At 61.2% G+C, this 24,405-nt stretch carries 25 protein-coding genes; 10 read left to right on the top strand and 15 right to left on the bottom strand.

Annotation, left to right across the window (positions count from 1 at the left end; genetic code table 11):
• Nucleotides 1-176: 176 nt before the first annotated feature.
• The 3 genes from NKH03_RS16775 (at nt 177) to NKH03_RS16765 (ending at nt 2,113) form a co-directional block, all read left to right on the top strand.
• Nucleotides 177-1,175: an ATP-dependent DNA ligase gene (locus NKH03_RS16775; RefSeq protein ID WP_352969331.1), complete on the top strand. Its 999-nt coding sequence runs from the start codon at nt 177-179 to the stop codon at nt 1,173-1,175.
• 205 nt (nt 1,176-1,380) lie between these two features.
• A complete protein-coding gene (locus NKH03_RS16770) occupies nt 1,381-1,818 on the top strand; it encodes a GFA family protein (protein ID WP_352969329.1) in 438 nt (145 codons plus the stop codon).
• 73 nt (nt 1,819-1,891) lie between these two features.
• Nucleotides 1,892-2,113 carry a KTSC domain-containing protein gene (locus NKH03_RS16765; protein ID WP_352969327.1) on the top strand — a complete coding sequence of 74 codons (222 nt, stop codon included), beginning with the start codon at nt 1,892-1,894 and terminating at the stop codon, nt 2,111-2,113.
• Between the two features lie 26 nt (nt 2,114-2,139).
• Here the strand turns inward: NKH03_RS16765 and NKH03_RS16760 are convergent, their stop codons facing one another.
• The 8 genes from NKH03_RS16760 to NKH03_RS16725 form a co-directional block, all read right to left on the bottom strand.
• Complete coding sequence (locus tag NKH03_RS16760) at nt 2,140-3,027, bottom strand: isocitrate lyase/PEP mutase family protein (protein ID WP_352969325.1); 888 nt, start codon at nt 3,025-3,027, stop codon at nt 2,140-2,142.
• 436 nt (nt 3,028-3,463) lie between these two features.
• A complete protein-coding gene (locus NKH03_RS16755) occupies nt 3,464-3,928 on the bottom strand; it encodes a DUF2231 domain-containing protein (protein WP_352864573.1) in 465 nt (154 codons plus the stop codon).
• Nucleotides 3,929-4,104: 176 nt separating this feature from the next.
• Entirely contained in the window at nt 4,105-5,355 is a 1,251-nt protein-coding gene (locus tag NKH03_RS16750) for an NAD(P)/FAD-dependent oxidoreductase (RefSeq protein ID WP_352969323.1), read from the bottom strand.
• Between the two features lie 2 nt (nt 5,356-5,357).
• Nucleotides 5,358-6,074, bottom strand: coding sequence for a methyltransferase domain-containing protein (locus tag NKH03_RS16745; RefSeq protein WP_352969321.1), 717 nt, complete (start codon nt 6,072-6,074; stop codon nt 5,358-5,360).
• Nucleotides 6,071-7,138, bottom strand: coding sequence for a type III polyketide synthase (locus tag NKH03_RS16740; RefSeq protein ID WP_352969319.1), 1,068 nt, complete (start codon nt 7,136-7,138; stop codon nt 6,071-6,073). Before NKH03_RS16740 ends, NKH03_RS16745 begins: the two co-directional genes overlap by 4 nt.
• 210 nt (nt 7,139-7,348) lie before the next feature.
• Nucleotides 7,349-8,353, bottom strand: coding sequence for a L,D-transpeptidase family protein (locus NKH03_RS16735; protein ID WP_352969317.1), 1,005 nt, complete (start codon nt 8,351-8,353; stop codon nt 7,349-7,351).
• A 167-nt stretch (nt 8,354-8,520) separates the two neighbouring features.
• Nucleotides 8,521-9,708, bottom strand: a complete 1,188-nt coding sequence (locus NKH03_RS16730; RefSeq protein WP_352969355.1) for an acetate/propionate family kinase — start codon at nt 9,706-9,708, stop codon at nt 8,521-8,523.
• Nucleotides 9,705-12,116 carry a phosphoketolase family protein gene (locus NKH03_RS16725; protein ID WP_352969315.1) on the bottom strand — a complete coding sequence of 804 codons (2,412 nt, stop codon included), beginning with the start codon at nt 12,114-12,116 and terminating at the stop codon, nt 9,705-9,707. Before NKH03_RS16725 ends, NKH03_RS16730 begins: the two co-directional genes overlap by 4 nt.
• A 315-nt stretch (nt 12,117-12,431) precedes the next feature.
• On the opposite strand from NKH03_RS16725, the gene NKH03_RS16720 reads away from it, so the two are divergent.
• From NKH03_RS16720 to NKH03_RS16705, 4 genes are all read left to right on the top strand, one after another.
• Nucleotides 12,432-14,423 (top strand): protein-L-isoaspartate(D-aspartate) O-methyltransferase, encoded by a 1,992-nt coding sequence (locus NKH03_RS16720; protein ID WP_352969314.1) that lies wholly within the window; start codon nt 12,432-12,434, stop codon nt 14,421-14,423.
• 80 nt (nt 14,424-14,503) lie between these two features.
• Nucleotides 14,504-14,710 carry a hypothetical protein gene (locus tag NKH03_RS16715; RefSeq protein ID WP_352969312.1) on the top strand — a complete coding sequence of 69 codons (207 nt, stop codon included), beginning with the start codon at nt 14,504-14,506 and terminating at the stop codon, nt 14,708-14,710.
• A gap of 31 nt (nt 14,711-14,741) precedes the next feature.
• Nucleotides 14,742-14,984 carry a hypothetical protein gene (locus NKH03_RS16710; RefSeq protein WP_352969310.1) on the top strand — a complete coding sequence of 81 codons (243 nt, stop codon included), beginning with the start codon at nt 14,742-14,744 and terminating at the stop codon, nt 14,982-14,984.
• A 55-nt stretch (nt 14,985-15,039) separates the two neighbouring features.
• Nucleotides 15,040-15,507, top strand: coding sequence for a YbhB/YbcL family Raf kinase inhibitor-like protein (locus NKH03_RS16705; protein ID WP_352969308.1), 468 nt, complete (start codon nt 15,040-15,042; stop codon nt 15,505-15,507).
• 202 nt (nt 15,508-15,709) lie between these two features.
• Here NKH03_RS16705 and NKH03_RS16700 read toward each other — a convergent pair whose 3' ends face one another.
• Nucleotides 15,710-16,141, bottom strand: coding sequence for a hypothetical protein (locus tag NKH03_RS16700; RefSeq protein ID WP_352969353.1), 432 nt, complete (start codon nt 16,139-16,141; stop codon nt 15,710-15,712).
• Between the two features lie 193 nt (nt 16,142-16,334).
• On the opposite strand from NKH03_RS16700, the gene NKH03_RS16695 reads away from it, so the two are divergent.
• Entirely contained in the window at nt 16,335-18,209 is a 1,875-nt protein-coding gene (locus NKH03_RS16695; RefSeq protein WP_352969306.1) for a multicopper oxidase domain-containing protein, read from the top strand.
• Between the two features lie 90 nt (nt 18,210-18,299).
• On the opposite strand, the gene NKH03_RS16690 is transcribed toward NKH03_RS16695, so the two are convergent.
• On the bottom strand, nt 18,300-18,530 hold the full coding sequence (locus NKH03_RS16690; protein WP_352969304.1) for a hypothetical protein: 231 nt from the start codon (nt 18,528-18,530) through the stop codon (nt 18,300-18,302).
• Nucleotides 18,531-18,869: 339 nt separating this feature from the next.
• Here NKH03_RS16690 and NKH03_RS16685 point away from each other — a divergent pair, with 339 nt between their 5' ends.
• Together NKH03_RS16685 and NKH03_RS16680 are read left to right on the top strand one after the other, a co-directional pair.
• Nucleotides 18,870-19,244 carry a hypothetical protein gene (locus tag NKH03_RS16685; RefSeq protein ID WP_352864551.1) on the top strand — a complete coding sequence of 125 codons (375 nt, stop codon included), beginning with the start codon at nt 18,870-18,872 and terminating at the stop codon, nt 19,242-19,244.
• A gap of 57 nt (nt 19,245-19,301) precedes the next feature.
• Nucleotides 19,302-20,492: an NADH-quinone oxidoreductase subunit D gene (locus tag NKH03_RS16680; protein ID WP_352864549.1), complete on the top strand. Its 1,191-nt coding sequence runs from the start codon at nt 19,302-19,304 to the stop codon at nt 20,490-20,492.
• 26 nt (nt 20,493-20,518) lie between these two features.
• Here NKH03_RS16680 and NKH03_RS16675 read toward each other — a convergent pair whose 3' ends face one another.
• From NKH03_RS16675 to ehuB, 5 genes are read right to left on the bottom strand one after another with little or no spacing between them, the layout of a single operon-like run.
• A complete protein-coding gene (locus NKH03_RS16675) occupies nt 20,519-21,241 on the bottom strand; it encodes a GntR family transcriptional regulator (protein ID WP_352969303.1) in 723 nt (240 codons plus the stop codon).
• Nucleotides 21,238-22,017, bottom strand: coding sequence for an ectoine/hydroxyectoine ABC transporter ATP-binding protein EhuA (ehuA, locus tag NKH03_RS16670; protein WP_352864547.1), 780 nt, complete (start codon nt 22,015-22,017; stop codon nt 21,238-21,240). The genes NKH03_RS16675 and ehuA overlap by 4 nt, the downstream gene beginning before the upstream one ends.
• Nucleotides 22,014-22,673 carry an ectoine/hydroxyectoine ABC transporter permease subunit EhuD gene (gene ehuD / locus NKH03_RS16665; RefSeq protein ID WP_352864546.1) on the bottom strand — a complete coding sequence of 220 codons (660 nt, stop codon included), beginning with the start codon at nt 22,671-22,673 and terminating at the stop codon, nt 22,014-22,016. The genes ehuA and ehuD overlap by 4 nt, the downstream gene beginning before the upstream one ends.
• A complete protein-coding gene (ehuC, locus tag NKH03_RS16660) occupies nt 22,670-23,398 on the bottom strand; it encodes an ectoine/hydroxyectoine ABC transporter permease subunit EhuC (protein ID WP_352969301.1) in 729 nt (242 codons plus the stop codon). The genes ehuD and ehuC overlap by 4 nt, the downstream gene beginning before the upstream one ends.
• A gap of 52 nt (nt 23,399-23,450) precedes the next feature.
• Nucleotides 23,451-24,320 carry an ectoine/hydroxyectoine ABC transporter substrate-binding protein EhuB gene (gene ehuB / locus NKH03_RS16655; RefSeq protein WP_352656277.1) on the bottom strand — a complete coding sequence of 290 codons (870 nt, stop codon included), beginning with the start codon at nt 24,318-24,320 and terminating at the stop codon, nt 23,451-23,453.
• Nucleotides 24,321-24,405: the final 85 nt, after the last annotated feature.

The following is a 24,405-nucleotide window of genomic DNA, read 5'->3' as shown; positions in this document are numbered from 1 at the left end:
TGCCCGGCATCCCCGCGGTTCCCGGCGGCAATCGAAAAGCCGCGTATGCTTCAACGGGAGCGTCGGCGCGCGGCACTCCGAGCGCCGTCACCTGCGTTATCCAACGGAACGGAGCGGCCGCAAGACGGTTGAGGTTTGGAACAAAGCCGGCATCGCGTCCTCGGGACCAGAGATCAATGAACATCTTTCCACTGCCGCTCGACATCCGTCCAATGGAGGCGAAGATTGCCAACGCGATCCCCGAAGAAAATGGGCCCTGGCAGTACGAACCCAAATGGGATGGATTTCGCTGCCTGATGTTCAAGAATGGCAATGCCGCGGACTTGCGCGCCAAGTCCGGGAAGCCGCTCGGCCACTATTTTCCTGAAATCATTGCGGCGGTACGCGACCTCAAGAGTGGGCATTTCGTCATCGACGGCGAGATCGTCATCGAGGTCGAAGGCACGCTCTCCTTCGAAGCGTTACAGATGCGTCTTCACCCTGCGCAGAGCAGAATCCGCAGGCTGAGCTCGGAAACGCCCGCCAAGCTGATCCTCTTCGACATGCTTGCCAAACCCGGCGGTCGGATCATCACGGACAGACCGCTTGCCGAGAGGAGGCGGGCGATCGAGGATTTCGTGACCTCCTCGGACAATCCGGATCTTCGCCTGTCGAAGCGCACGCACGACAAAGCCACCGCAGCGCGATGGCTAAGGGGAGCCGGACATGGGTCGACCGACGGCATCGTCGCCAAATTGCTCGAGGGTCATTATCTGCCCGGCCAACGTGCAATGGTAAAGGTCAAGCGGCTGCGTAGCGCCGATTGCGTCGTCGGTGGTTTCCGCTATCTCGCTGGCAGCCGTGACGTCGGCTCGCTGCTCCTCGGTCTCTACAATGATGACGGCAAGCTCGACCATGTCGGCTTCACCTCGACCATCGGCAACAATGACAGGGCAGCGCTCACGAGAAGGCTGGAGGGGCTGCGGGCTGAGCCTGGGTTCACCGGCAAGGCGCCCGGTGGGCCGAGCCGTTGGAGTACCGAGCGCAGCGGAGAGTGGGAACCGCTGAGACCCGAACTGGTGGTTGAGGTTCGCTTCGACCACGTTACCAGCGACCGGTTCCGCCATGGCACCAAGCTGCTGCGCTGGCGGCCGGACAAGGCACCACGGCAATGTACGTTCGAGCAGATCAAATAGCCTCTCCCGCGTTCGCTCTCCAAAAGGCGATTTCTTGTGTCGAAGGAACCAACTTTGGGTTCGCTGGTTCGAAGACCATCTGTCGGAGGATTCCCTGACATGCCAAATGCAGAGCTTCCCATCGATCCGGTGATCGCCAGCGCCCAAGGATTCGCGGTATCATCACCAGCCTCTCAGAGGAATCCAGCAGCGATCAGGCCTCCAAATGCCGCGACTTGAGACCGGCGCCTGCTTCTGCGGACGGATTGCCGCCGTCATGGACGGTGAGCCTTTCTGGATATGCTACGATCACGATGACGATTGCCGTCGGGCCATTGGAAGTCCGCTTACCGTATGGGTTGGCTACCAGCCCGAGCAATTCCGGCTGCTCAAGGGAACGCCGAAAACCTATTCCAGGACACGCGGCGTCGTCAGGACATTCTGCCCGGACTGCGGGACCTCGATAGGCTACCGCGATGACGGCCTGCCAAATGAGCTTTATCTGGCAATCGGCTTCTTCGACAATCCCGAACGTCTCCGGCCTCAGGCCCATGCCTATTGGGGCCTGAGGCTGCCTTGGATCGATATTGACGACGACCTGCCACGCGTTGATCGATACTCGAGGAAGCGCGATGCGGAATTCGGCAATCCACGCGACAGGTAGCAGTAAGCATTTCTCGCCGTGGAACCGGACAATCCTCAGCGGGTTCTGTCCGAGTGACACATCGGGTGCCGACATGCCATCGACTGTGATCCGCGACACGAACTACGACCCCGCGACCAGGATCCTTTCCGTCTGGTTCGTGCCGAGCGGTATTCGCTATGACTATGAGGACGTGGCCCCGGCAACCTACGCCGCTTTCAGAAAGGCTTCATCCAAAGGCCGTTTCTTCAATGAATTCATTCGTAATTGTCACAAACATCACCGCTTTGGGGAACGGCAGGCCGTCGGGAAATGAAGTGCTCGATCGCGGGCCGTGCGGGGTCACTGTCCTGACAGCTTCTGCTTGATTTTCTTTATCATGCCGTCGTGAGATTGACCGATGAAACGGTTCTCGATCCCGGCCCATTCAGACATGCGCACGATGTCCTCGAAGCCCGCGAGGTCGACGCTTGCTTCCGGCACCAGCGGCTTGCCTTGCCGCAAATCGTCGAGTGCCTGCTGCAGGGCATGGACAGCGCGGAACAAAAGCGTCGTCGGATAAAGGATCATGTCGTAGCCCATTTCATGCAACTCGGCAGGCGATTGCCAGGGCGTCTTGCCGCCGCGCTCCAGGATGCTCGTGGCCAGTGGAGCGTTTCTGAACGCCTCGCCGACCTGGGTCAGCTCCTCCACGCTGGTCGGCCCCTCGATGTAGACACCATCGGCGCCGGCGTCGAGATAGCGCTTGCCGCGCTCGATCGCATCGCGCAGCCCGTGCGGCTGCCGCGCATCGGTGCGGGCAAGCAGGAAGAAATCCGGGTCGGCGCGTGCCGCGACGGCGGCGCGAATCTTTTGCTCCATGAATTCCGGCGCAACGACCTCCTTGCCAGCCATGTGGCCGCAGCGTTTGGGTGGCTTCTGGTCCTCGATGAACAGAGCCGAGGCACCGATCGCCTCGTAGCTCCTGACGGTGCGCGTCACGTTCTTGACGTCGCCATAGCCGTCGTCGCCGTCGATCAGCACCGGCAGGTCGGAAGCCTCGACGATCTCACGTGCCCTGGCATGCTTTTCGCCAAACTGTTCGAGATCGATGTCGGGAACCGCGTGCATGGCCGCGACCATGGCGAACCCGCCGATCTGATAGGCCGGGAATCCGGCGCGCTCGATCAACCGAGCCGTCAGCGCGTCGCCCGCCGACGGCAACACCAGCGGCGCGTTATGATCGATCATCGATTTCCAGGATAGACGCCGGACCATTTTCGAACCTCCCGTCGGAAACGCGATCGATAGATCGAGGTTCCAGGCGCTTTCGGGAGAGTGTTCGGCCCGACATTATGGCAACGCTGAAGCTGACACGGTCAAAGCGCCCGATTTCATGGGGCTCGCACGTGCCTTGGGAGGCAAAGGGCGGCGCTTCACCTCAGGGAAGATCTTGCGGATTTGCCGGAAGCGCCCGCGGATACCGATCCGGCCGGCGGTTTGCATCTGTTTACGATCAAATGGTGAGGTAGAAGTGGCGGTCTCCGGCGAAATTGCCAAGCACCTTCGCTGAGCCTTGGTAGGGTTCCGGGCGACTTCGGCATGACATTGACCCGAGCATCCGCACCATGGGCGTCGAGATGCGGCTGGCATTTGCAACAATATCCCGGTTGCAAGCCGCACCGGTTCAGCGCAATTCGTCCGAACCGTCAGCGACTCCCACGCGATGCCGATAGACCATTTCCCATCCCTTCCAGCCTGTAAACAGCAGGATGAGAACTACTATCAATGACAGGATCAGGCCGGTGGGGACCACAGCCGCCTCCCCATGTTCGTATCGGGAGTACCAGTTGTAAAGTTCGATCAGGACGACGAGTATATTTCCCCCTGCATGAAGCCATGCCGTTGTGAGATTGCGGATCTGAACGTCACCCAGAATGTCGGTCAGGCCGGCAAGAGCGGCCAGGGCCGCCATTATCAGGCCCGCTCCGAGAAGCCACAATGACCCGGTGACCCATCCCGGATTGCCTGTTCGCCAGAAGATCAGGTCGCAAACGAAGGTAGCAACAAAAAAAGCGATAGGGAACGGAATCAGCATGGGATGAATTGGATGGCCGGCGACGCTGGCTGTGCTGCGCGGGTTATGGGTCATCGTGATGCCTCCAACAAATGTGGCGCGTGTCGCGTCCACGTCGGATTTCGGTGAACTATCTAAAAAAGCACGCAGCGACGAGGCAAATAACCTCAAAACCTTGATAAAACGCTGGTTCCGATGGAATGTTCCATAACCTTGCTCGGACAATGCCGCGGACGGAGCCGCAGTGCGGATCACCCAAGACCGGGGATCGCCCTCGTCTTGCCGCTCATATGTGCGCCTAGTGTCAGTGCTCGCGGAAAACTCCGGACAGCCGCGCCTATCAATGCCGCGCCTCCGGGACGCACGGCCATTCCGGCGAGGGCCGCGGCCGCGCAGACACGCGTCGAAAACAGCCCTCTCCAGGCGGCCTGGTAGCGTCTGCCGGTACCTTCGCGCCCTGCCCGGTCGCTTGGTGCATCAGCGAGTTCCGTGGCTAGCAGCCAGCTTGACTGAAGTGCCATCGAGATGCCTTCGGCGATGATTGGATGAGACTCCCCGGCGGCATTGCCGACACGGAAGATATCGTTTCCATAACAGGCGCGGATGCCAGGCCGGATCGGGCCGGCCGCAAGCCACGGACCGTCGAGGCGGGCTCCGTCCAGAGCATCGCTCACCCCCCGGCAGGAAGTCATGAGATGGCGAAAGACCGCGTCGGCGGCCGACGGATGGCCATCCTGCCGGGGGTCATCAGGTTCGGAGCCGCGGGTCCTGCGGAGCCGCGCGAGCATGTCACGCCTTATGCAGCACGAGATCGACATGCGGCCATGATCGGCCAGGACCATGCCGCCATAACCGCCGGGAAATATCAGCAGAGGCATCAGATCAGGCGCGAGTGACGACCCGGTGAAGTGCGCCTTGAAGCCGAGCAGGTCCGACGGGTGGCTGGCCTTTTCGAGCTGGCTTGGCAGCTGCCCCGGTTCCCAGGAGCCATGCGCGGCGACGACCACCGGAGCCCGCAAGAATGTCGTTCCGGCCCCGGAATTCTCGTCTTTTGCCTGAATTCGCACCGCTTGCATGCCGCCGTCCTGATCAATGGCGACAGCGCGGCAAGGCTGGAAGATTTCGGCGCCCGCCGATCGCGCCGCCCGCAGCAGTAGAAAATCCAGCATGTCCCGGCCCAGCGCCCGGCCGAAGGCGTCTTTTACAGGAGGCCCGTATTTTACACCCGGCATCGGCGCCTCGATGCAAGTCGCGCCGGAAAAGAAGCCGACGCGGCGGATTTCAGGGCCAGCATTGGCGCGCCAGGCCGCGCCGATCTCCAACCGGTCGAGAAGCGCTAGATTGCTTGCCGAGATGAATTCGCCGCACACCTTGCGGCGCGGGAACATTTTCTTTTCCACGATCGCCACGGCCCATCCGCGCCGGGCCAGCAGCAGCGCCAGCGAGGTGCCCGCGGGGCCGGCCCCGATGACAATCGCATCGTGGGTGGATGGTCGCCTCATGGTCATCCCCAGCCGGCATGGGCGCTGGCGCCGACGAAGACGTGCGAAAAGGGACCGGCACGCCGCTCCTCCAGTGGCCTGCCGCCGGCCGCAAGCCAGAGGTCGGAAAGCTCTCTGCCACGAAAGCCGGCGCGCACGCTCTGAGCTGCGTCATGTCGCGTGACGTCGTTGGCGCCGATCGCCGGGAGAAGACGGGTCGCGGCCAGCGCGAACCTTGCCCTCAGCGGTTCCGTCGCCAGGAGCAGCGGGGCTTTCCACGCCAGCAGTGAAAACAGACGCACGAGCTCGGCGTCATCGAAATGATGCAGGAAGAGATTGACGGTGATCGCGTCGAACCACTCGCCCCCGTTCCCTTCGGCCCAGTCGAAGACGTCGGCGGTGACGACTTCAGCACTCCATCCCAGCCTGTTGAATTCGATGAGGATTCCGGCACCGGCGAGACCGACGCGGTCGAGCAGCGTCAGCTCTACCTCGGGCCAGTGCCGTGCCATTCGCTTCGCGAGCTTGAGCATGAAGGTGCCGTCGCCGGCGCCGATCTCCAATATGCGGCGCGGTGGTCGTGGCAGGAACTTCCTGAGCAAAGATGCCATGATCGGCGCCTGAAACATCAACGCATTGATCCAACGGAGGTCGCGCCGCGAGGCCAGCGCCCGCGGGTCGTCGGCCGCAAGTCCGTCGAGGATTTCCGAGACGACGCTGCGGTGACTGAGCGCGTTCATGACACGGTTCGAAAAAGCATGGTTTCGGCCGTCAATCCGGGTCCAAACGACATACCGCAGCCGAGCAGTCCGGATGGGGCCTTCAGCATTTCTTCCATCACGAACATCACCGTCGCCGACGACATGTTGCCATATCGGCGCAGCACCTCGCGCGATGGCGTGAGCGCCGCGGGCGCGAGTTTCAGCGCCCTCTCCACGGCATCGAGAACCGAACGTCCGCCCGGGTGCACGGCCCAGAGGTCGATCGCGTCCGGTGGCCGGTCGCCGAGAAAGGCGTCCTGGTTGCTTCGCAACACGTCTTGGATCGCCGTCGGCACCTGGCCGGAGAGAACCATGTCGAAGCCGTGGTCGCGAATATCCCATCTCATCAGGTCGCGCCGCTCATCCGCGACCATGCAATGAAAGCTGTCGAGTTCAATGCCGGGCGGCTCGGCGGTGACAAGAGTTGCCGCGCAGCCATCCCCCCAGAGGCAGAAGGACAGCAGCTTTTCCAGTTCGGGGCTTTCCCTGAGATGCAAAGTGCAGAGCTCGATATTGACCAGCAGGACCCTGGCCCGCGGATCCGACCTGACGATGTGGCGGGCAAGCTTGAGGCCGTTGATCGCCGCGTAGCAGCCCATGAACCCGATCATCGTGCGTTCGATGCCGTCCGGCAGGCCGCAGCGTTTGACCAGATCCAAGTCGATGCCGGGCGCGGAAAATCCGGTGCAGGTGGTGACGATGAGATGGGTGATACGCGACGCCCCGTCGCCAAGGTGCAGCCCGTCGACGGCTTTTTGCGCCAGCACAGGGGCGGCCTCGCCAAACATCGCCATTCTCGCGGCCGTTCCTGGAAACGCGCCGCGAATGAAGGTTCCGCCAAGGTCGGCGGATGGCCCTTCCGGGTCGAGAGCAGGTGCAAAGCAGGAATAGCGGCTCTCGATGCCGGCGAGGCCGACCATGCGTTCGAATACCCTGCGGTGATTGGCGGCAAGCATGGAGGCCGCGAACCGCAGATAGAATCGATGAACCTCATGTTCAGGAACCGCTGTCGCAATCCGGTTGATATAGGCGCTAGCGGGCATTTCCGTCTCCCAGGGCTCCGCGCGCTGCATGGCGCGGATGCCCGAGTGGTCTTGCTCAATGGCACCAGTGTTAACGCGACTGGTTTGAGCGTTGCCTATTCCATGAACGCTTCATAGAGCCGATTTCATCCCGGGCGGCCGCACCGCCACGGACACCATATGGGTCTCGCAATCGGGGACCGTGCGCTTCGGTGTCGCGGCTGGCGAACGCTACTGCGGCCGCGTGTCGCCAGCGTCCGCCATCTCGTCCTTGAAGTTAACTTTCGTGCCCTTCAGCACCATGGCAGCGAGGTCTTCGGCATCCCAGTTGGTCAGCCGGATGCAGCCATGCGAGAAGGTCGTGCCGATCTTGCCGGGTTCGGGCGTGCCGTGAATGCCGTAGCTTTCGACTGAGAGGTCGATCCAGACCGATCCCACGGGATTGTTGGGCCCCGCGGCGATGGTGAAGGGCCGCTTGGTCCTCACTCCCTTGAAGGCGAAGTCAGGATCGTAGTGATAGGTGGGGTTATGCACCACGCGTTCGACTTCCGCCGTACCGCTCGGCGCCGGCTTTTCGTCGCTGCCGATCGAGGCGGGATAGACTGCGAGCCATTTGCCGGAAGCATCGAGCACACGCACCAGACGGGCGCCCTTGTCGACCTCGATGGCGGCAACGGCGTCAGGACGATCGCCCCGGCCGACATCGGGTACCACCAACATCGTGCCGGCCTTCCTGAAGCCGATGCCCGGATTGAGCTCTCTGAGCAATTGTTCGCTGATATGGAAGCGCTCCGCCAGCTTCTCCACCGCGTTGTGATAGCCGAGCCGCCGCAAGTGGGCCATCTTCTCCATGCGAGCCGGAATGCGCCTGGTGAAAGGTCCGTGTATATCCTTGGACCTTACCTCATAGCTTACCAGGACCGGACCGGTGGAATTTGCCACGAGCTTGTCCCAGGTCTCCTGAGTGAGCTTGCCGTCGGCCCGGAATCCGTTCGCGGTCTGAAAGGCGCTAACCGCCTTGGCGAAATTCTCTGACAGACGGCCGTCGATCAGGCCCGGCGAGAAACGGGCGCGATCCAGGAGAATCTGCGCCTTCAGGACTGTCGGATCGATGCCCTTCGGCTCGCCGGCAGCGAATTGGGCCTGATTGACAGTGGTTGGGTCCAGCTTGGCCGCCTTCGTCCCGCCGCATGCGAGGACGAGCGCCGCGGCGGCGACAAGAAGGAGCCTGATCATCGATGTCACTCCCTGGACTGCGACAGAACTCTGCCTCTATGACGCGGCACGCCCTATCTGGTTCCCTTTGCTGACAGACGCACGACGGCGGGCTTGCTTGCCAAGGACCTCGTGCGAAAGCACGGCAAGGCTGGTTCCCAAGGTGAGCAGAAGCCAGCTTGCTCGCCTTAAGTTGCGGACCCGGCCTGCATTACCGCGCGGCTATGGCGCGCGATGACGCTTTCCTCGTCAGTCGCAATCACACGCACTTCCACCTTGCTGTCCGGACGGCTGACGATCTCGGCGTGGGCGTCATTGGCCGGCTCGTCGAGCGCCACGCCGAGCCACGTCAATTTTTCGGATATCGCCTTGCGGATGGATGATGACCTTTCACCGATACCGGCGGTGAACACGAGGCATTCGAGACCACCCATCGTGTTTGCGAGCGCGGATGCTTCCCGCGCGGCGCGGAAGGCGAAAAGCTCGATCGCCTCGCGGGCGTGACGGTTGTTGCTCGCCTCCAGCGTGCGCATGTCGCCCGAAATGCCGGACACGCCGAGCAGTCCGGATTTCTCGTAGAGCATTGTCTGCAGCTCGTCCGCTGCCAAGCCCCTCTCCAGCAGGAAGTACAACAGCACGCCGGGATCGATGGCGCCGCAACGCGTACCCATGACAAGACCATCCAGTGCCGAGAAGCCCATCGTCGTATCGACGCTTTTGCCCTCGCGCAGAGCGCAAAGGCTTGCCCCATTGCCGAGATGAGCGACGATTGTCCGTTTCGCCGCGAGCACGGGCGATATCTCGCTCAGCCGCCCAGCAATATATTCGTAGGAGAGGCCATGAAATCCGTAGCGCCGCAGTCCTTCCCGTTCATATTTTTGCGGCAGGGCAAAGCGCCGCACGAGCGGATCGATCGTCTGGTGGAACGCGGTATCGAAACATCCGACCTGTGGCAGATCCGGTTGCAATGCAGCTATCGCGCGAACTGGCGCGAGACTGCGAGGCTGATGCAAAGGCGCGAGCGCGGTCAGCCCGTCCAGGGCCTCAATAGTGGCGGACGTCAGACGGACAGGTTTGCTGAACTCGTTTGCGCCATGCACGATACGGTGGCCGACACAGATCAGTTTTCTTCCACCAAGTTCGCCCTGCACCAAACTCAGTATTTTGCCAATCCCCGCGCCATGCGGATCGTCCGCTGTGAACTGCCTATCGCACTGCACTGTTCCATCGGCCGCTTTCGCGATCAGTCTGGGCGCGTCGCCCAGATCCAGAGTGCCGCGCGAGACGAGTTGCTGGCCATCCGACGAGCCTAGATCGTATAGCGCGAACTTGACGCTGGACGAGCCGGCATTCAGCGCCAGGATCGACTGACTCATCGACCAGCCTTTGCCCCGTTCGGAGCCGGCCAAGTCCATTTCTGGATCTCGGGCATGTCTTCGCCGTGCTCGCGGACATAGGCCTTGTGCTTGGCCAGTCTGCCGCGAAGTTCGCCGGCGAGGCTTTCCGCTCTTTCGGCCAAGCCCGGCACGCGTGCGATCGCGGCAAGTGCGAGGTGGTAGCGATCGAGTTCATTGAGAACCACCATGTCGAACGGCGTTGTCGTGGTGCCCTCCTCGCGAAAGCCGTGCACATGCATGTTGTCATGATTGGCACGGCGGTAGGTCAGGCGGTGGATGAGATAGGGATAGCCGTGATAGGCAAAAATCACCGGCCTTGTTTTCGTGAACAGCGCGTCGAAAGCCTGGTCGGTGAGGCCGTGCGGATGCTCGGTGTTCGACTGCAACGTCATCAGGTCGACAACGTTGACGACGCGGATTTTCAGATCAGGGATTGCAGAGCGAAGAATGTCCGCCGCGGCCAGCGTCTCCAGCGTCGGCACATCGCCGGCACAGGCGAGGACCACATCCGGCTCCTCGCCTTGTGAAACCGTGCCGGCCCATTCCCAGATGCCCGCACCGGCCTTGCAGTGCGCTTCAGCGTCTTCAATGGACAGCCACTGCGGCGTCGGCTGCTTGCCGGCGGTGATCACGTTGATGCGGTTGTAGGTCCTCAGGCAATGGTCGGTGATCCACAGCAGCGTGTTGGCATCCGGCGGGAAATAGAGCCTGACCGTGTCGGCCTTCTTGTTGGCGACAAAGTCGGCGAAGCCCGGGTCTTGATGACTGAAGCCATTGTGATCCTGGCGCCAGACATGAGAGGTCAGCAGGTAATTGAGTGAGGCGATCGGCTTGCGCCAGGCAAGCTCGCCAGAGGTCTTCAACCATTTCGCGTGCTGGTTGACCATGGAGTCGACGATGTGAATGAACGCCTCGTAACATGAGAACAGACCGTGGCGGCCGGTCAGCAGATAGCCTTCCAGCCAACCCTGGCAAAGATGCTCGCTGAGCACTTCCATGACACGGCCGTCGCGGGAAAGATGGACGTCGTACGGTTCGATGCGTTCCATCCAGATCCGATCCGTGACCTCGAACACATCGTCAAGGCGATTGGAAGACGTCTCGTCCGGTCCCATCAGCCGGAAATTCCGCGCTTTGGCGTTAAGGCGAAAGACCTCGCGAAGATAGCCACCACAAATCCGTGTCGCCTCGGCGATGACGCCTCCGGGCCGAGGCACTTCGAGCGCCAGGCTTTTCCAGTCCGGCAGCGCCAGGTCGCGCTTCAACAACCCGCCATTCGCATATGGAGTTGCGCCCATGCGCTTTGTTCCAGTTGGGGCAAGGGCCGCGAGTTCGGGCAGCAGATGTCCACCCTTATCGAACAGTTTTTCCGGTTCGTAGCTTCGCATCCAGGTTTCGAGGATCTTGCGGTGCTCGTCATTGCCGCGGGCATTCGATACCGGCACTTGGTGCGAGCGCCAGAAACCCTCGACTTTTTCGCCATCGACCTCCTTCGGCCCAGTCCAGCCCTTGGGGCTGCGCAGGATGATCATCGGCCACTGCGGACGGTCGCCACGCCATCCCGGACCTCGCGCCTGTTCCTGAATGGAACAGATCCGATCAAGCACACTGTCGAGCGTCTTGGCCATCGCCTGGTGCATGGCGACCGGCTCATGGCCTTCGACAAAGAACGGTTCGTAGCCGTAGCCGGTGAAGAGGTTGCGCAGCTCCTGGTCATCCATGCGGCCGAGGATCGTCGGGTTGGCGATCTTGTAGCCATTGAGATGAAGGATCGGCAGCACCGCGCCGTCCGAGGCCGGGTTCAGGAATTTGTTGGAATGCCACGCTGCCGCGAGCGGACCGGTTTCGGCCTCGCCGTCGCCAACCACGCAGGCAACCACCAGATCCGGATTGTCGAACGCCGCGCCGAAAGCATGGACCAGGGCATATCCGAGTTCGCCGCCCTCATGAATGGAGCCGGGCGTTTCGGGCGCCACATGACTTGGCACCCCGCCTGGAAAGGAAAATTGGCGGAACAGTTTTCTCAGGCCGTCTTCGCCTTGGCCGATATCGGGGTAGATCTCCCCATAGGTGCCCTCTAGCCAGGTATTGGCGACCATTGCCGGACCGCCATGCCCTGGACCGCAGATAAACAGCACATCGAGATCACGCTCGCGGACAATTCGATTCAGATGCAAATAGAGGAAATTGAGGCCCGGCGTCGTACCCCAATGGCCGAGCAGCCGAGGCTTGACGTGTTCGGCTTTCAAGGGTTGGCGCAGCAGCGGATTGTCGAGCAGATAAATCTGGCCAACCGAGATGTAATTCGCGGCGCTCCAGTAGCGGTTCATGAGATCGATCTGTTCGAGGCTGATCGCCTGCGTCGTCGCGGCAGCCTTGTCGTTCATCGCCCAGTCTCCAGCATCGGTTTTCCAGCATCGGTTCGCTGGAGATAACTGGAGCGACTTCGCGCCTGAGCAAGCCCAAATTGGCGATGGCGCTCGAAGCAATGCCGAGGCGACGCTTGGGCAAGCAAGAACCAGTCGGCGTCTCCAGCGGGTCAGGTGGACTTGTCCTGCAAATACGGAAGGAACTTTGAGGCCCTCCAGCGGTTAGAGGCATGAGCCGGGAGAGCCGCTGAAGGCTGAGGACGTGGCTCACCGGCCAAAGACGAAGGATATCCTTGAACAATCGCGGACAAGCGGCCGCCAAGGGAGCTGAAAATGCTCGATCTTCCCAGTGCTCGCGACCGGATGGTCAATGTTCATCTCGCCCGGCGTGGCATCCGCAGTCGCGAGATCCTGCAGGCCATGCGGGAAGTTCCGCGCGAGGCTTTCGTCGATCCCGGCTTCGAAGAATTCGCTTATGAGGACGGACCACTGCCCATCGCTGATGGACAGACGATATCGCAACCCTACATCGTCGCGCTCATGATCGAGCTGGCGGACGTCAAGGCTGGTGACCACGTACTGGAGATTGGCACCGGCTCCGGCTATGCGGCGGCCGTGATGAGCCGGATCGTCGAACAGGTCTACACGATCGAGCGTCATCCCGGATTGGCCGAAACCGCGAAGCGTCGGTTTGAGAGACTTGGCTACGAGAACATCGCGGTCAGGACCGGCGACGGCACCAAGGGCTGGCCGGAGGCAGCGCCCTACGACGCCATCGTGGTGACGGCCAGCGGACCCGGCGCGCCGCTCGCCCTGCAGGAACAACTGGATGTCGGCGGCAGGCTCGTCATTCCGGTCGGTGACGATCTGAATTCGCAACGCCTGCTCAAGGTCACCCGAACGGGCGCTGCAACCTACAGCGAGGAGGATTTCGGCGGCGTGCGGTTCGTCCCTCTCATCGGCGAGCAAGGCTGGCCCGAGAGTGGCGAAATCGTCGAGGTCGGTCGTCCGCTCCGGCATCCGCATCCCGCCAGTCTGCCCGATATGATCGCAATGGCGGCCGAGCCGCTTCCGGATTTCGACGACCCCGCCTTCGGCGAATTGTTCGATCGGTTCGCCGACCGGCGCGTCGTTCTGCTTGGCGAAGCAAGCCATGGCACGTCGGAGTTCTACAAGGCGCGCGCGGCGATCACCCGCCGGCTCGTCGACAAGCACGGTTTCACAATTGTTGCGGTCGAAGCCGATTGGCCCGATGCCGCGGCCATCGACCGCTATGTTCGTCATCGCGAGCCACGAGCCGGTGTCAGCGCGCCATTCCAGCGGTTCCCGACCTGGATGTGGCGCAACACCGACGTTGCGGCCTTCACCGGCTGGATGCGCGACCACAACGAAAAGCTCGAGCCATCCAGGCAAGCAGGATTCTACGGTCTCGACATCTACAATATGAGCGGGTCCATAGCCGCGGTTCTCGAATATCTTGACCGGGTTGATCCGCAGGCAGCGAAGATCGCGCGCGAGCGCTATGGCTGCCTGACCCCGTGGCAAAACGAACCGTCCACCTACGGCCGTGCGGCGCTGACCTCTGGCTACCGGGAATGCGAGCAGGCGGTTCTCGAACAATGTCGAGACCTGCTCGCCAGGCAACTGGACTATGCCCGACGGGACGGCAGCGACTTTCTCGATGCCGCTCAGAACGCCCGGTTGATAGCCTCCGCCGAACGTTATTACCGGATCATGTACTATGGCGGCGCGCAATCCTGGAACCTGCGTGACACGCATATGTTCGAAACGCTGGAACATCTGCTGGACGCCAATGGACCGAATTCCAAGGCGGTTGTTTGGGCGCACAATTCCCATATCGGAGATGCCCGTTATACCGAAATGGGCGTCGTCCGGGACGAACTGAATATCGGCCAGCTTTGCCGGCAACGGTTCGGCGACAGGGCAGCCCTGATCGGTCTGGGCACGCATTCCGGCACCGTGGCCGCCGCCTCCGACTGGGACGGCGAGATGAGGGTGAAGCAGGTGCGGCCTTCACACGCCGACAGCTACGAGCGGCTTTGCCATGACTGCCGCGTTCCGCGTTTTCTGCTCGACCTGAAGCGCGACGAGGCGCTGCGCGAGCGGCTCCTGGAACGCAGGCTGGAACGCTTCATCGGGGTGATCTATCGGCCGGAAACCGAACTGCGCAGCCATTATGCCGACGTTTCCCTACCCCAGCAATTCGACGCCTTCGTGTGGTTCGACAAAACCACCGCGGTAACTCCGCTTGGCCCGGAGCATGCAAGAGCTGGCGTTCCCGACACCTATCCGTTCGGACTTTAGCCGTCGGCGAACCGCGAGTGGCTCGGAACATTTCGGCCGGCCTTGGGTTTTGAAACCGAAACCCTCGAAGGAGTTGTCTCATGAGCACGAGCAGACATCCAAAGTCGAAAAAGCCGAGCGATGCCGACCTGGTGAACAATCCGGGCATCGGAACCTCCAAGGGCACGATCAAGGAAGGCGATGAGCTCTACCTTGAAGGCGAAAACACGATCGAGGGCGACGTCGAGAACGACACGACGGCCGCCGGCGGAATCAATCCAAGGCAGAAAATACGGACGAACAAGTAGCGCCCGAACCGCACGAGAAAGGAGGCTATCGATGGCCGGAAACAAAACCCACGAGCAAAGCCTTCGCGTAATCGAAAAGCGCGAAAATACGAAGAATGCCGGCAAGGACTTCGACGCGAAGACGGAGCTGGGAAAGAGCGACGCTGAGCGCGCAGCCTCGCGGCAGGACAACCTCAGGCCCAAGCTGAGGGATATTGCCGACCCCGATGATCGGAACATTATCCGCGGAGAGAACCAGGAAAGCTCTCACAACAAGCGTCAGCGAGGTCGTTGAGGTCGGCCTCATGCGCCGATATCCGCGTAGCAATTGTCTTCCGAAGGAGCAACTCATGCCACTCACGCTCAGCAGTTCCGCCTTTGCCGAAGGCGCAAAAATCCCCGAAAGATATACGCGGGATGGCAAAAACGTATCTCCGCCGCTGAAGTGGTCGGGGGTCCCGAATGATACGAGAAGCCTTGTTCTCGTCGTCCAGGATCCGGATGCACCGAGCGGAACGTTCGGCCATTGGGCGGTGTTCAACATGTCCCCCGACACCCAGGAACTTCCCGAAGCGGCAAGCGGCAAGCCGGGTCCGCAGGCCCTCAGGCAGGCGACGAACGATTTCGGCAATGCCTATTATGACGGCCCTGAACCGCCGGTCGGACACGGCGTCCATCACTATCATTTCAAGCTGGCCGCGCTCGACACGCCAAACCTTGCTATCCCGGCAAGCGCCGGCATCCAGCGTATCTGGCAGGAAGCGCAAAAACATCTGATCGAGCAAGCAGAACTCGTCGGAACATACGAACGGATTTGATGGGTTGCATGAAGCCGGTGGAAGGAACCCGGATCGCGTGGTCGATGTCGGTGTGAACGGAACAGTTCTTCTCCTTCCCGGTTGTTCGGGAAACGTGACCGCGCAACCGATACCGGCTGTATCGCCAGGACAGGCGCTGATCCGGAAATGGGGCGGTCGGGAATCGCACGGCTGCGGGCACGCGACAATTCCCAACTCTCGTTCAGTGCATGATCCTTTGCTTCAACCACGCGAGAAACCTGTTCCCGCCGATCATTGCGCGGACCCGGGCGGCGGCCCACCCTGCTTTCATGGTAGCGCCTACGTGACAGTCGCAGACGATGTCGTGCAGTTGCCAGTCATTCAGTTCGAAGAAGCGCTTGGCCTCGCCATAGGTGTCATCCCTTAGGCCTGATGCGCGCAGCACCGTGTCTTCGAAGGCAACGGCAATTGCCGACCCCTCGCCATGCACCGTGGCGCGTGCTTCCGGGTGCAGGTGTTCGGTGCCGGAAAACGCCGCGAGGCGTCGCCCGGGATTCCGCTCGAGAAGTTCAGCCCAGCGCGCGATGCGCTGGTTTCGTGTCATTGCCGAATATGCAGCCGAGGGTTCGATGACGGCGACGGCATGCAGTTGGTCGAGTGTCTGGTGTTTCATGGTCGGCTCCTGTTTCAAAGGGAGAAGCGCCCACCCCTTCAGGGGAATTATCGCGCGGCGATGCTCCGACAAGAGCGGAAGCCTGACAGAATTCGTCATTGCCAAATTCACTGGCTGGATCGTAAACCCGCCGGCCGCGTTCATGGAAAACAGGGGTTATTACCAGCCACGGATCCAGAATCAGGTTCTGCCCATGCTCGTCCAGCCGATCGACTATTTTCTTGTTGCCTGGTTCACTCTTGCCGCTGCCTCGACGCTCTATGTCGGCATTGACCAGTACCGCAACAATCCCGAACCGGTGGTGATGAAATGGGGATTCATCCTGGTGACCCTCTACATGGGTCCAATCGGCCTGCTGCTGTATGTGCTGGCCGACAAGGAGCCGCGACAGGGCGAGCACGAGGACTTCACCAGACCACTGTGGAAGCAAGGCGTCGGCTCGACCATTCACTGCGTTGCCGGAGATGCTACAGGCATCATCCTCGCCGCCGTCGTCACTGCGACGCTCGGTCTTCCTATGTGGCTCGACCTCATTGTCGAATATGTTTCCGGCTTCGCCTTCGGTCTGTTCATCTTTCAGTCGCTGTTCATGAAGTCGATGATGGGCGGCACCTATTGGGAGAACGTGCGCAAAAGCTTCCTGCCGGAGTTCATCTCGATGAACTTCATGATGGCGGGTATGGCGCCTGTGATGAGCTTCCTGATGATGGGGCGCGACATGCGCGCGATGGAGCCAACGGAACTTCTATTCTGGGGCGTGATGTCGATCGGCGTCATTGCCGGCTTCACACTCGCCTACCCCGCCAATGTCTGGCTGGTGGCGCGCGGACTGAAGCATGGATTGATGACGCAGCGCCCGCGGACCACCGGAACGAGCAGCCGAGAGCAATCCGCGCACCAACGGCACGGAACAAGCCACAACGACACCTCCCACAGGGGCAAAAACAGTGGCCACCAGATGAAGACGGACGCCACGACGCCACAGGTCTCGGCACTCGGCATCGTATCCGTGATTGCGCTGGCGATCGGCATGGCCGCACCGGCGAACTGGCTGAACCTGACGCTGTCGGCCCGTGATGTCGGCGGGGTAATCATGCCGCAAGGCATGATCATGGACCGTGATACCCCGGCCGAGGCAATGCGTGACATGGCGGCAGCCGATCCGCGTCGGGTGACGGCGTCCTACGATCTCGCCGCCAGAGGCGACCGGGAATTGCCGTTTCGCCTGGAGAACGGCATCAAGGTGTTCGAACTCAGGCCGTCGGTGATCCGTTGGCGGATACTGCCCAACGTCGCGGTCGATGCCTATGCCTACAACGGACAGATTCCTGGGCCTCGCATCCACATCCGCCAAGGCGACAGGGTACGCATCAATGTCACCAACGACCTGCCGGACGAAACGACGGTGCATTGGCACGGCATGATCCTGCCGAACCAGATGGACGGACCTGCCGACATTACCCAAGCGCCGATCGAGCCCGGACAATCCTACTCCTATGAGTTCACCGCCACCCAGCACGGGACCTATTTCTATCATCCGCACGCCAAGCCCGACCGCACCCAGGCGCTCGGCCTCTACGGCGCGCTGATCATCGACCCCGCCAATCCCGCCGACGAGGTCCAGGCCGACCACGACTATGTGATCGAGCTCCAGGAATGGCTAGTGCGCGAGGGCCTGACCTATCCGGCGATGCCGATGGACGGCGGCATGCCGAACTTCTTCACCATCAACGGCAAAGCGTATCCTTCAACCGATACGATCCATATGAAGCTCGGCGAGACGCTGAAAGTGCGTTTCATCGGCACCAACAATGGCTTTATCCACCCGATGCATATCCATGGCGGACCCTTCGAGGTCGTCGCCCGCGACGGCGAGACCCTTGCCCCGTCGGCGCGTTTCCTGGCCGATACGATCAATGTTGGGCCGGGGCAGCGTTATGACGTCGCCTGGAAGGCACGGCGGCCCGGCAAGTGGCTGATTCACTGCCACATTCCGCATCACACGACGAACAATAACGTCGAGGAAAAGGGCGGCGGCGGGCTGATGGTCATCATCGATGTCAGCTAGCCGACACCGAGGCCATGGCCGAACAGGTGCGCTCGGCCGACACCGACGCAGCAACCCCCGCGGCTGTTCGGAGATTGCATTTATCGCGTCCTACTTCTTGATAATGTTCCCGTCGCGCAGGTCGAATGCTTCGGTGCCGCGAGCCTGGCGGTAGAAATCGTCCTGCAATTCGCCCCATTCGCCGAGGAAGGCACCGCAATTGCTGCAATGGATTGGCGTCGACTCCTTGGCGTCGTCGGGAATGTCCATCTGGATCGTTCCGCAAGCCTTGCAATCGAGTTTGTCGTCCAACCGGCGTCCCATCTTGCGATGATTGCGCATTTTCACACCGTAGCCAATTGTCGATTTCGTACGGAGTGGTGCCGGCCGATAGTGAAATCCATTGTCGATCGGCTGGAGATCGTCAATTTCCGGATCCGTATCTCGCAAAAAGGCATGGGGCGCTGTCCCTCCGGTCGCGGAAACCTGCTTGAGAGCATCGGGCCTGCCTTCAGCATCTCCTGGACCTCGATAGCTTCGTAGTTATCGATGGTAAGAGCGGCTACGGCGGCAAAGGGAAACGATTGAAATTGCCCGGCGGTCATCGTGCTTACGGAACCATCGCTCGGCACAAGGGTTGTCTTCGACGTTTCGAAAGAAATGCAAGGAACGACCATGCGAATGTTGACGATAGTCGCCGCGCTTGCCGGTGCGGTCATCACACAGCCTCTCTACGGGCAAACCATCGACCCGCAGGGTCCACAGCTGACACCCCTGCCGGACCAGATACCGCCCGAGCAAGGGGCGCCTAACGAGAATTTCACCGATGTTGCCATCGTCGCCGTCGAGGATCTACCCGCGGAAATCAAGGCACAGGCGGAAGCCGTGATCACCCAGACCAGTGCGGAAGATCTGCTGCGTCTGCAGAACTCCATCGATGCATCGCCTCAGGCAACATTGGCGCTGAGGGCGAACGGGCTCAACTCTTCACAGGTCGTGGCCGCCAACATCGATGGTGATGGCACGTTGACGCTGATCATCCAGACGACGACTTGATCGGCCATCCGAACATACGGCCGTGAAGCAACGAAACGCAGATGTCGCGGAGAGCCCATGGCCGAAGCCGCTGTTCGCAACTTCACCATCAATTTCGGACCGCAGCATCCGTCGGCCCACGGGGTCCTGCGTTTGGTGCTGGAGCTGGATGGTGAGATCGTCGACCGAGCCGATCCGCACATCGGCCTGCTCCATCGCGGCACGGAAAAGCTCATAGAGTACAAGAACTATCTGCAGGCCCTGCCCTATTTCGACCGGCTAGACTACGTCGCACCGATGAATCAGGAGCATGCCTTCTGCCTCGCCGCCGAGAAATTGCTCGAAATATCGGTGCCAAGGCGTGGGCAACTTATCCGTGTCCTCTTTTGCGAAATCGGCCGGCTTTTGTCGCATCTCCTCAACGTCACGACCCAGGCCATGGACATCGGCGCACTGACCCCGCCGCTTTGGGGTTTCGCGGAGCGTGAGAAGTTGATGGTCTTCTACGAGCGCGCCTCGGGCGCCCGCATGCATGCGAATTATTTCAGGATCGGCGGCGTGCACCAGGACCTGCCTTCCGAGCTTCTCGATGATATCTGGAATTTCTGCGACCCGTTCCTGAAGGTCTGCGACAATCTCGACGACCTGCTCACCAACAGCCGCATTTTCAAGCAACGCAACGTCGATGTCGGCGCGATTGGGCTTGATGACGCGTGGGCATGGGGCTTCTCCGGCGTGATGGTGCGCGGATCGGGAGCGCCGTGGGACCTGCGCAAGGCACAGCCATACGAATGCTATCCCGAGATGGATTTCGACATACCGGTCGGGAAGAATGGAGACTGTTACGATCGGTACCTGGTTCGCATGGAGGAGATGCGCCAGTCAGTCCGGATCATGAAGCAATGCCTGGAAAAGTTGCGCTCGCCGGAAGGCCAGGGGCCGGTAGCGATCCCCAACCACAAGATCACGCCGCCGCCACGTGCCAAGATGAAACGTTCGATGGAAGCGACAATCCAGCATTTCAAACTCTACACGGAAGGGCATCGTGTGCCCGCCGGCGAGGTTTATGCGGCAGTCGAGGCTCCGAAGGGCGAGTTCGGCGTCTATCTGGTTTCGAACGGAAGCAACGTTCCCTATCGATGCAAGATACGCGCGCCTTCCTTCGCCCATCTGCAGGCGATGGATTTCCTGTCCCGAGGGCACATGATCGCCGATGTCGCCGCAATCATCGGATCCCTTGATATCGTGTTCGGCGAGATCGACCGCTGACCGGTGCGCGGATCACATGCCGCAGATCACATGCCATTGTCGAAATCGGTGGCCTCGTCGGCGTGACGCATCATGCGGCGGAAGTTCATCGAGATATGGGCGCGCCTTATATGGCCGATCGATTCCCAGTCTCCGATCTCCGCGGCGGCAAGGACTTCCTCCATCTCCCGGCGGAAGGCAGTGAATTCTTCGACAAGGCCCAATTGCGGCATCATCTTCAGGACGACCCGCGCAACCTGAAAATACAGGCGCTCGCTGATCTCGCGCAGTGGCTGGTTGCCGGTCATCGCGGTGAGTTCGTAGAAAAAATCCATGTTAAGGCGCAAGAAAGCGCGCTGATCGGGGTTGAGGATATCGGAGTCACAGCGTGCGATAAGCGCTCTTATCCGATCGAGGTCTTCCGGCTTGCGCGGGATCGGCGACAGCTTGCCGACCAGAAGCGCCAACTCGAGCCTCAGATGATAAACCTGCTGGAGTTCCTCGATATCGACGTCCGTGACGATCGTGCCGACGCCATGGACGGATTGAACAAGACCTTCGGATTCGAGCCGCGCCAGCACGCGCCGAACCGGCGTCCGGCTGATCTCGAATTCCTGGGCGAGTTCTTCCTCGGAGAGACGGCTTCCCGGAGCATAGTCCAGCAGGCAGATGCGGTCGCGCAAGATCCGGTAGATACGCTCGAACCGCTCCCGGGCCGAGAGCGGGCGCGGGGTCACGGCTGTGGGCGCGGCATCCGTTTCAAGCGTCATCCAGCCTCCAGGACAGCGTGCAGGAACTGCCGTGTCCGCTCATTTTTGGGCGCCCCGAATAGCTCGTTTGGCGGCCCCTGTTCACAAATCTTGCCTTGGTAGAAGAAGCAAACGCGATCGGAAAACTCCTTGGCGAAGCCCATCTGATGGGTAACCATCAGCATGGTCAGATCGTGCTCGCGCCCGATCTGCCTTATCACCTGCAGCACTTCGCCGACAAGCTCCGGGTCGAGCGCCGACGTCACCTCGTCGAACAGCATGATCTTGGGCCGCATGGCCAGTGCCCTAGCGATGGCGACGCGTTGCTGCTGGCCACCGGACAGCTGTGACGGGTAATGGTCCTTCTTCTGAGCCAGCCCTACCAGTTCCAGCAATTCGGCCGCCCGCGCCTCCGCATCCGCGCGTTTCATGCCAAGCACCGTCATCGGCGCCTCAATGCAATTGGCCATCGCCGTCATGTGCGGGAATAGGTTGAAGGATTGGAACACCATGCCGATCTTCGCCCTGATGCGGCGAATATGGGCAAGGTCGGCGGGAACGAGCATGCCGTTCTTCTTCATATGGGTCAGCGGCTCGCCTTCGACCCAGATGACGCCGTCGTTGATTGTTTCCAGCGTCATCAGCATGCGCAGCACCGTCGTCTTGCCGGAGCCGGAAGGGCCAATGATGGAGACCTTTTCACCGCGCGCGATTTCAAGATTGAGCCCGTCGAGGACGGTCAGTGTGCCATAGCGTTTCGACACATTGTCAAAACGGACCATCGGTTGTTCCGTCATCGCGTGGCCCTCTGGTTGAGCAAGCGTTCGAGAGTCCGGATCAGCGCGGCTGAAACCAGGCTCATGGCAAGGAAGAACAGGCCGACCAACGTGATCGGCTCGGTGTAGCGGAAGGTTTCCGAGCCGATGATCTTGGCCGTCTGCATCAGCTCCATCACGGCGATCGCGGAAAGCAAGGGCGTCTCCTTGAACAAGGCGACGAGATAGTTGCCGAGTGCCGGAACGATCGGTGGAACCGCCTGCGGGATGATGATGTCGCGAAACGTCGTCCAGGCCGACAGATTGAGCGCGATCGAGGCTTCCCACTGGCCGCGATGGATGTTGTCGAAACCGGCGCGATAGACCTCGGAACAATAGGCGGCGTAGTGGATGCCGATGGCAAGCACGCCGGCGGTGAAGGCGTCGAGCACGAGGCCGAATTTCGGGAAGACGAAGTAGATAAAAAATATCTGGATGAGCAGTGGAGTCGAGCGGATCAGCTCAACCAGAACCGAGATCGTCCAGCCGGTCCGCGGTACGGCGATGCGCACGACCGCCAGCACCAGGCCAAGGGTGGCGGCAAGCACGAAGCCGATCAGCGTCGCCTCGATCGAGACGATTGCCGCGTGCGCCAGCACCGGCAGGATTTCGAGGGTGAAGTTCCAGTCCCAGATCATGCTGCCTTCCCCCGCGCCAGACCAGCCGACGCCCGCCTTTCGAGCAGCCGCATGCCGATGGTGAGGACCAGCGACATGACGAGATACATCAGCAGGACGAGGGTGAAGATCGGAATGGTCTTGAACGTATTCTGGTTCATCTGCTGCGCCTTGAAGGCGAGATCCGAGAGCGTGATCAGAGAGACCAGCGACGTCGATTTGAGAAGCTCGATGAACAGATTGCCCCAGGGCGGGATCATGGCGACAAAAGCTTGCGGCAGGATCACTCGCCGCAGCATCTGGGCGCGGCTCATATTCAGCGCCGTGCATCCCTCCCACTGGCCGCGAGCGACAGACAGGATCGCGCCGCGTACGACCTCCGATCCATAAGCGCCGACGTTCAGCCCAAGCGCCAGCACGGCGACCGGGAATGGGGCGAGCGTGACGCCGAATTGCGGCAGCACGAAAAACAGCCAGAACAGTTGCACCAACGCCGAGGTGCCGCGGAAGATCTCGACATAGACCGTTGCCAGCCATCGGAGTGGTGCCGGACCGTAGAGCCGGGCGAGCGCGGCAAGCACACCCATGATAATCGCGAGCAGGCTGCCGAGGATGGCGATCTCGATCGTCAAGACCGCGCCCTGCAGCAAGCCGGGTAGAAACAGGCTGTAGGCCTGCTGTGTCGCCAGGATGCCGATGACCGTGAGTGCAATCGCCAGCATCGCTACAAGCGTGCCAATTCCCATCTGCCTCTCCGAAAAAGAGGCGGCGCCTTCGCGCCGCCCAGCAGTTGGGACCCTATTTCCCGGCGCAGAGCTCGGCGGTGGTCTTGTTCGGCAGGTAGTCCTTGCCGAAGCCGAGCGGCTCGACGAGTGCGATATGCTCCGGCGAGCCAAGGAATTTCTTCAGCTCGGCGTTAAATGCCTCTTGCAGATCGGTGTCTTCCTTGCGGAAGCCGAAGCCACCGTGGCCCTTCACCGACTTGCCGGCAACTTCGCCGAATGGTTTCGTCGATTCCACGCCGTCGGCCTTCTTGGCCATGTCGGCGATAGACAGGGCGGTTAGCGCAGCGGCGTCGGCACGGCCCGACTGGACGGCGGCGACGAGGCTGGACTGGTCAGGCAGGGAAACGATCTGCCCTGCCGCGACACCGGCATCCTTGGCAAAGCCGCCCTCGACCGCGCCGGCCATCACGGCGAGCTTGAGATCGGGATTGTCCTTGAAGCTCGAAAAGTCCTTGACGGCCTTCGGATTGCCCTTTGCCACCAGCAAGGCCTCGCCGATGCCGTAAGAAGGCTCGGAGTAGTTGATCTCGGCGCAGCGCTTGGGAGTGATGAACATGCCGGCGGCGATGATGTCGAAGCGACCGGCCTTGAGACCAGGAATGAGCGAGCCGAACTCGGTCAGCACGCCGTCGACCTGCTTGATGCCCATCTTGGCGAGCACCGCCTTGGCGACTTCGGGCGCCTCGCCAGTCAACTTGCCATCTGGCGTGGCATAGCCGAACGGCGCCTCATTGGCGAAGCCGACGCGGATATAGCCGTCCTTCTTGGCCCGCTCCAGGGTGGTTTCCGCATGAGCGGGCAGCGACGTCAGTGACGTGGCGGCGAGAGCAAGACAGGCCGCCGCCTTCACGACGATACGGCGCGAGATCGATGAATTGAACATGCTTTTCTCCCATTGAACAACTGATGATGGTTCCCAGCGTCGCGGCCTTCTTCGAGGTTGAAACGCGCTTGACCAGACGTATACA

This window comes from Mesorhizobium sp. M1406 (assembly GCF_040317555.1).
Classification (GTDB): domain Bacteria; phylum Pseudomonadota; class Alphaproteobacteria; order Rhizobiales; family Rhizobiaceae; genus Mesorhizobium.
The sequence above is the reverse complement of the archived record's forward strand: the minus strand, read 5'-3'. Positions and strand labels throughout refer to the sequence as shown.

Excerpts from the sequence above, each read along its gene's own strand:
- NKH03_RS16775 (WP_352969331.1), top strand. The coding sequence starts at position 177 with ATGAACATCTTTCCACTGCCGCTCGACATCCGTCCAATGGAGGCGAAG.
- NKH03_RS16770 (WP_352969329.1), top strand. The coding sequence starts at position 1,381 with ATGCCGCGACTTGAGACCGGCGCCTGCTTCTGCGGACGGATTGCCGCC.
- NKH03_RS16765 (WP_352969327.1), top strand. The coding sequence starts at position 1,892 with ATGCCATCGACTGTGATCCGCGACACGAACTACGACCCCGCGACCAGG.
- NKH03_RS16760 (WP_352969325.1), bottom strand. The coding sequence starts at position 3,027 with ATGATCGATCATAACGCGCCGCTGGTGTTGCCGTCGGCGGGCGACGCG.
- NKH03_RS16755 (WP_352864573.1), bottom strand. The coding sequence starts at position 3,928 with ATGACCCATAACCCGCGCAGCACAGCCAGCGTCGCCGGCCATCCAATT.
- NKH03_RS16750 (WP_352969323.1), bottom strand. The coding sequence starts at position 5,355 with ATGAGGCGACCATCCACCCACGATGCGATTGTCATCGGGGCCGGCCCC.
- NKH03_RS16745 (WP_352969321.1), bottom strand. The coding sequence starts at position 6,074 with ATGAACGCGCTCAGTCACCGCAGCGTCGTCTCGGAAATCCTCGACGGA.
- NKH03_RS16740 (WP_352969319.1), bottom strand. The coding sequence starts at position 7,138 with ATGCCCGCTAGCGCCTATATCAACCGGATTGCGACAGCGGTTCCTGAA.
- NKH03_RS16735 (WP_352969317.1), bottom strand. The coding sequence starts at position 8,353 with ATGATCAGGCTCCTTCTTGTCGCCGCCGCGGCGCTCGTCCTCGCATGC.
- NKH03_RS16730 (WP_352969355.1), bottom strand. The coding sequence starts at position 9,708 with ATGAGTCAGTCGATCCTGGCGCTGAATGCCGGCTCGTCCAGCGTCAAG.
- NKH03_RS16725 (WP_352969315.1), bottom strand. The coding sequence starts at position 12,116 with ATGAACGACAAGGCTGCCGCGACGACGCAGGCGATCAGCCTCGAACAG.
- NKH03_RS16720 (WP_352969314.1), top strand. The coding sequence starts at position 12,432 with ATGCTCGATCTTCCCAGTGCTCGCGACCGGATGGTCAATGTTCATCTC.
- NKH03_RS16715 (WP_352969312.1), top strand. The coding sequence starts at position 14,504 with ATGAGCACGAGCAGACATCCAAAGTCGAAAAAGCCGAGCGATGCCGAC.
- NKH03_RS16710 (WP_352969310.1), top strand. The coding sequence starts at position 14,742 with ATGGCCGGAAACAAAACCCACGAGCAAAGCCTTCGCGTAATCGAAAAG.
- NKH03_RS16705 (WP_352969308.1), top strand. The coding sequence starts at position 15,040 with ATGCCACTCACGCTCAGCAGTTCCGCCTTTGCCGAAGGCGCAAAAATC.
- NKH03_RS16700 (WP_352969353.1), bottom strand. The coding sequence starts at position 16,141 with ATGAAACACCAGACACTCGACCAACTGCATGCCGTCGCCGTCATCGAA.
- NKH03_RS16695 (WP_352969306.1), top strand. The coding sequence starts at position 16,335 with ATGCTCGTCCAGCCGATCGACTATTTTCTTGTTGCCTGGTTCACTCTT.
- NKH03_RS16690 (WP_352969304.1), bottom strand. The coding sequence starts at position 18,530 with ATGCGCAATCATCGCAAGATGGGACGCCGGTTGGACGACAAACTCGAT.
- NKH03_RS16685 (WP_352864551.1), top strand. The coding sequence starts at position 18,870 with ATGTTGACGATAGTCGCCGCGCTTGCCGGTGCGGTCATCACACAGCCT.
- NKH03_RS16680 (WP_352864549.1), top strand. The coding sequence starts at position 19,302 with ATGGCCGAAGCCGCTGTTCGCAACTTCACCATCAATTTCGGACCGCAG.
- NKH03_RS16675 (WP_352969303.1), bottom strand. The coding sequence starts at position 21,241 with ATGACGCTTGAAACGGATGCCGCGCCCACAGCCGTGACCCCGCGCCCG.
- ehuA (WP_352864547.1), bottom strand. The coding sequence starts at position 22,017 with ATGACGGAACAACCGATGGTCCGTTTTGACAATGTGTCGAAACGCTAT.
- ehuD (WP_352864546.1), bottom strand. The coding sequence starts at position 22,673 with ATGATCTGGGACTGGAACTTCACCCTCGAAATCCTGCCGGTGCTGGCG.
- ehuC (WP_352969301.1), bottom strand. The coding sequence starts at position 23,398 with ATGGGAATTGGCACGCTTGTAGCGATGCTGGCGATTGCACTCACGGTC.
- ehuB (WP_352656277.1), bottom strand. The coding sequence starts at position 24,320 with ATGTTCAATTCATCGATCTCGCGCCGTATCGTCGTGAAGGCGGCGGCC.